This window comes from Acinetobacter sp. UBA2063, from assembly GCF_002333245.1.
Classification (GTDB): Bacteria; Pseudomonadota; Gammaproteobacteria; order Pseudomonadales; family Moraxellaceae; genus Acinetobacter; species Acinetobacter parvus.
This window is the reverse complement of the sequence record NZ_DDAH01000215.1, coordinates 1-4,740: the sequence shown is the minus strand read 5'-3', so window position 1 is coordinate 4,740 and position 4,740 is coordinate 1. Positions and strand designations below refer to the sequence as shown.

General features: G+C 39.9%; 3 protein-coding genes. 2 read left to right on the top strand and 1 reads right to left on the bottom strand.

Going from position 1 to position 4,740, the window contains the following annotated elements; genetic code table 11:
* Nucleotides 1–19: 19 nt before the first annotated feature.
* Together B4H32_RS10310 and B4H32_RS10305 are read left to right on the top strand one after the other, a co-directional pair.
* A complete protein-coding gene (locus tag B4H32_RS10310; RefSeq protein ID WP_262450854.1) occupies nt 20–829 on the top strand; it encodes a formate/nitrite transporter family protein in 810 nt (269 codons plus the stop codon).
* A 63-nt stretch (nt 830–892) separates the two neighbouring features.
* Complete coding sequence (locus tag B4H32_RS10305) at nt 893–2,626, top strand: bifunctional protein-serine/threonine kinase/phosphatase (RefSeq protein ID WP_004675015.1); 1,734 nt, start codon at nt 893–895, stop codon at nt 2,624–2,626.
* Between the two features lie 608 nt (nt 2,627–3,234).
* Here B4H32_RS10305 and B4H32_RS10300 read toward each other — a convergent pair.
* Nucleotides 3,235–4,353, bottom strand: coding sequence for a Fic family protein (locus B4H32_RS10300; RefSeq protein ID WP_004681598.1), 1,119 nt, complete (start codon nt 4,351–4,353; stop codon nt 3,235–3,237).
* Nucleotides 4,354–4,740: the final 387 nt, after the last annotated feature.

Sequence of the window (4,740 nt, the reverse complement as noted above, 5' to 3'; positions counted from 1 at the left end):
AAACTATAGAGGATTGTTTATGTCGTATATTGCGCCATCCGAGTTTGCGGTCAAGGTTGTTGATGCAGGCGAATCAAAACTGCATATGGCAACACGGGATGTGATGATTCGTTCCTATATGGCAGGGGCAATCCTTGCGATTGCGGCTGTATTTGCGGTGACGATTGGGATTCAAACAGGTGTGCCACTTATTGGTGCGTTGTTGTTCCCAGTGGGATTTTGCATGTTGTATTTATTGGGTTATGACCTATTAACGGGCGTTTTTGTATTAACGCCATTGGCATGGATCGACAAGCGTCCAGGGGTGACCATTCCAAGAATCCTGAAACACTGGGGCTGGGTGTTTTTAGGTAATTTCGCGGGTGCATTAACCGTCGCTGTGTTGATGGCAGCTGTTTATACTTATGGATTTGCCACTGAACCAAATGAAATTGGTAATAAAATTGCGCATATTGGTGAAAACCGAACCATTGGCTATAAGGAATATGGCTTTGGTGGCTGGATGACAATTTTCATTCGCGGCATGCTGTGTAACTGGATGGTTTCACTGGGGGTGATTGGTGCGATGATCTCGACCTCGGTGAGTGGTAAGTTCATTGCCATGTGGATGCCTGTGATGCTGTTCTTTGCCATGGGCTTTGAGCATTCTGTGGTGAATATGTTCCTGTTCCCATTTGCCATGATGATGGGTGGTGATTTTTCAATTATGGATTATTTCCTATGGAATGAGATTCCAGTTGCATTGGGGAATTTAGTGGGTGGTCTGGCTTTGACAGGTCTTGCGCTCTATACCACGCATGTTAAAACAGCACCAAAACGTAGCTTCTAATGATTTGCTATTGAATGGCATAAGGGGATCAGGGAGTGATTCCCGTTCAATACTGAGATAAAAATGACACAACAATTACAGGTTGAACTGGGGCAATATTCTCATCAAGGTCGTAAAAAGCTCAATCAGGACTTTTATGCCGCAACTTTACCGCAAAACTATCTATTGCAGCATAAGGGCATGGCATTTGCCTTGGCGGATGGTATTAGCAGCAGCAATGTCAGCCACATTGCCAGTCAAACCGCCGTTACAGGATTGCTATCAGACTACTTTTCCACGCCAGAAACATGGACCGTCAAAACCTCGGTGGAACGGGTACTGACCGCAATCAATGGCTGGTTATACGCACAGACTCAACAGAGCCAGTATCGCTTTGATAAAGATCGTGGTTATGTCTGTACCTTGAGTGCTATGGTGCTGAAAGGGCAGATTGCCCATCTGTTCCATATTGGCGATAGTCGAATTTATCGGCTGCAATCGGGTCAATTGGAACAACTGACGACAGATCATCGGATTTGGTTATCATCACAAGAAAGCTATTTAAGCCGAGCCTTGGGGGTTAATGCCAAGGTAGAGATTGATTATCAAAACTATGCCTTATATGAGGGCGATATTTTTATTTTGATGACCGATGGGGTGTATGAATATTGTCCCCAAGCGCAACTCATTCAGTTTTTAACTCAAACAAATACCAGTTTAGATCAAATTGCTCAGCACATTGTGGAACATGCCTATCAGCAGGGCAGTACCGATAACCTGACCATTCAGATTATTCAAGTGCAAAAACTGCCTCAAATTGAAGCACAGGATATTTTGCCTGAATATGCACAACTGGCTTTTGTGCCAGCGTTAAATGTGCCTACGCAATTTGATGGTTATCAACTGCTTCGGGAAATCTATACCAGCCACCGTAGTATTTTATATTTGGCACATGAAATAGATCGGCAACAGTTGCTGGTAATCAAAGTGCCTGCCTCTGAGGTGCAGCATGATCAATATTTGGCTGAACAGTTTTTACTGGAGGAATGGATTGCCAAGCGGATTCATAGTCCTCATGTATTGAGCGCCTATCCTCAAACCCGACCACGACATTATATTTACCATACCATGCATTATGTTGAGGGACAGACCTTAAAGCAATGGATGCTGGATCAGCAACAACCGATTGCATTGGATCAAGTACGTCAAATTATTGCGCAGGTTGCCAAGGGTTTACAGGCAATGCATCGACTGGAAATGTTGCATCAGGATATTCGCCCAGAAAATATTATGCTGGATCGCTTTGGAACGGTAAAAATCATTGATTTTGGGGCTTGTCGTGTTGCAGGCATTCGCGAAATGCAACGGGAAACACAGGATGCTGCCTTGGGAACGTTGGCCTATATGGCACCTGAATATTTTTTACTGGAACCTGTTTCAACCCGATCAGACCAATATTCGCTTGCCGTATTGACCTATTATTTATTGACAGGGGATTTACCTTACCAGACCAATATTGCCAAATGTAAATCCAGAAAAGACTTGAGGAAGCTGTATTATTTTTCGGTCTTTGAATATCGCAAAGATATTCCGATCTGGGTTGATCTGGCATTGGAAAAGGCGGTTCGACCTGATCCTGAGCAGCGTTATGAGGACATCTCAGAGTTTATTTATGATTTAAATTATTCTAATCCTCTGTTTGTGCAGCCAGCACGTAAATCATTTGTAGATAGGGACCCTGTTTTATTCTGGAAAATGCTATCTGCAATCCTGTTATTATTGCTTTTGGGCCTACTTTCCCTATTACACGGCAATTAGCTATTTTTTATAAGTTTTCTGTAGCGTTGATTTCTACTTCTCATAACTGGTGTTTAGCACGAATCTCCTAAAATATTGTAGATTATTTTACCTTGCGGTTAATTTAATTTTTTGAATCATAATTTTTATTTTGGATATTTAAATGAAGTCGTTGTATCTGGTGCTACTGGGCGGCAAGCATGAACAAGCCAATGTTGAGGTGTATGATGTCATCCCTGTGATTTGCAGTGATTTAACAGAAGCTTAACCCATGACCATCGTATAGGGAATAGTCTTTCTCTTTTGGTTTTGCACTTGAACACTTTGAATCTGTTAGGGGGGGATGTGTTTAGCCATAGCGAATGAGGATACAAAAGTTGATAGAACTGGATATATCCTCATTTTTTGCAACGGTATCCTTATTTATTATTGTATATTTTGTCATGTTGTTTTGGTTAAATTGTTATATATCAAAGGCTTTTAAATATATTTTTCTATATTTGTTTATTGTGATTGTGCGCCCTGCGGGACTCGAACTATTATGTTGTATAATTGAATTTTAAGTTTATAATTTATGAATTAAATTGATTTTACCGCAAACTATACCGTAAAAAATAAAAGTACTCTATTTATAATTGAGTATTGATCTGATAGCGAGTATTGCGCCCACCACCTTCCAATTTGATTATACACTCTTTTCCGAGCAAGTCAGATAAGTGACGAGTAGCCGTTGCTTTACTGACTTTAGCAACCTTTTGATATTGTGAGGCACTGATACCATGTTCAAAACCATTTTCCCCTCCATCCAATAAACGATTCAATACTTTGCGTTGTCCTTCATGAAGATCTAAGTTTGAATATTTATGCCAAAACTGGCTCTTAAACAATGTTCGATCAATTTGCTTTAGCGTCGTTTCAAGGCTGTCATTTAAAGTATCTAAAAACCAGACAAGCCAATTGGTGATATTGGAATCATTTTTTTGGGTTTGTTCTAATATTTCATAATAACTTTTGCGTTTATTTAATATAACGGGGGACATCGCATACAAACGTATACTCTGTTCATCCATTTGTGCTAATGCAAGGTCTGTGAGGGTACGTGTAATACGACCGTTACCATCATCAAAAGGGTGAAGTGTGATAAACCATAAGTGAGTAATGCCTGCACGAAGTAGTGGGTCAAGCAACGCATCGGTTAGACTATGATTAAACCAATTTATAAAAGCTTCTAAACGTTCTTCTAGTCCTTCTCTAGGAGGTGCTTCAAAGTGAACGGTCGGATAGTCCAATCGACCAGAGACAACCTGCATTGGTTCTGAACCTCTGAGTTGACCAATACGTAAACGCTGCATTGTCCAATCAGGGTCATTAAAAAGCCATTGGTGCCATTGCATAAGACGTTTAACAGTAAGTAGTTGCTTTACGTTATTAAGCGCATCCAGCATGATGTTGGTTAAGTCTTCAGATCGGTCTGAACTTGGGTAAGGTTGTTCAAGGGTAACACCCAAACGACGAGCAAGTGAGGAGCGTAATGAATACACATTTAAGGTCTCATTTTCAATCGCTGATGACGCTACAAGATTGGCAAGTAGAGTATCTAAAGTGAATTGTTCTTTGGCTAAATCATGTTGACTTTGCCCAAGTAGGATTCCAATTTTTTGATGAATTTGTCTGGTTTTGGGTAAGATGATTTCATCTTCCCATGTGAAGTTTACCCAGTTGTCACTTTGCCAAATCCAATCTTGCATCTTAATCTCCACTTAGAGTCTTTCCAAGGTGAGCTAAATATAACACATATTCGGCTCAATAAATGAGTTGAATGTAATGTTTAATGAGCTCATTTATACTCATGTACCTCTATTGAATGAGGGGTACATTATTGCTGAATCACTTTTTTTAATTAGAAATAGTAAATAATAACTGTTCAGGCCAATTCACATCTATTGCAAAGCCTATCTTTTATCAAATTTCTTGATTGCTCTCTACCATACTTTAAAAGCATAACTCACTTACTTTTTGAAAGTTTGGTTCAGGTCTTAGGCCTCCATTACTCTTTACTCCAAGCAATAACGGATATAGCCAGTTTTTATACGTAGAATTGTTGTTTTTGGTGTTAATTAATATTCATTTTTTAT

Excerpts from the sequence above, each read along its gene's own strand:
- B4H32_RS10310 (WP_262450854.1), top strand. The coding sequence starts at position 20 with ATGTCGTATATTGCGCCATCCGAGTTTGCGGTCAAGGTTGTTGATGCA.
- B4H32_RS10300 (WP_004681598.1), bottom strand. The coding sequence starts at position 4,353 with ATGCAAGATTGGATTTGGCAAAGTGACAACTGGGTAAACTTCACATGG.
- B4H32_RS10305 (WP_004675015.1), top strand. The coding sequence starts at position 893 with ATGACACAACAATTACAGGTTGAACTGGGGCAATATTCTCATCAAGGT.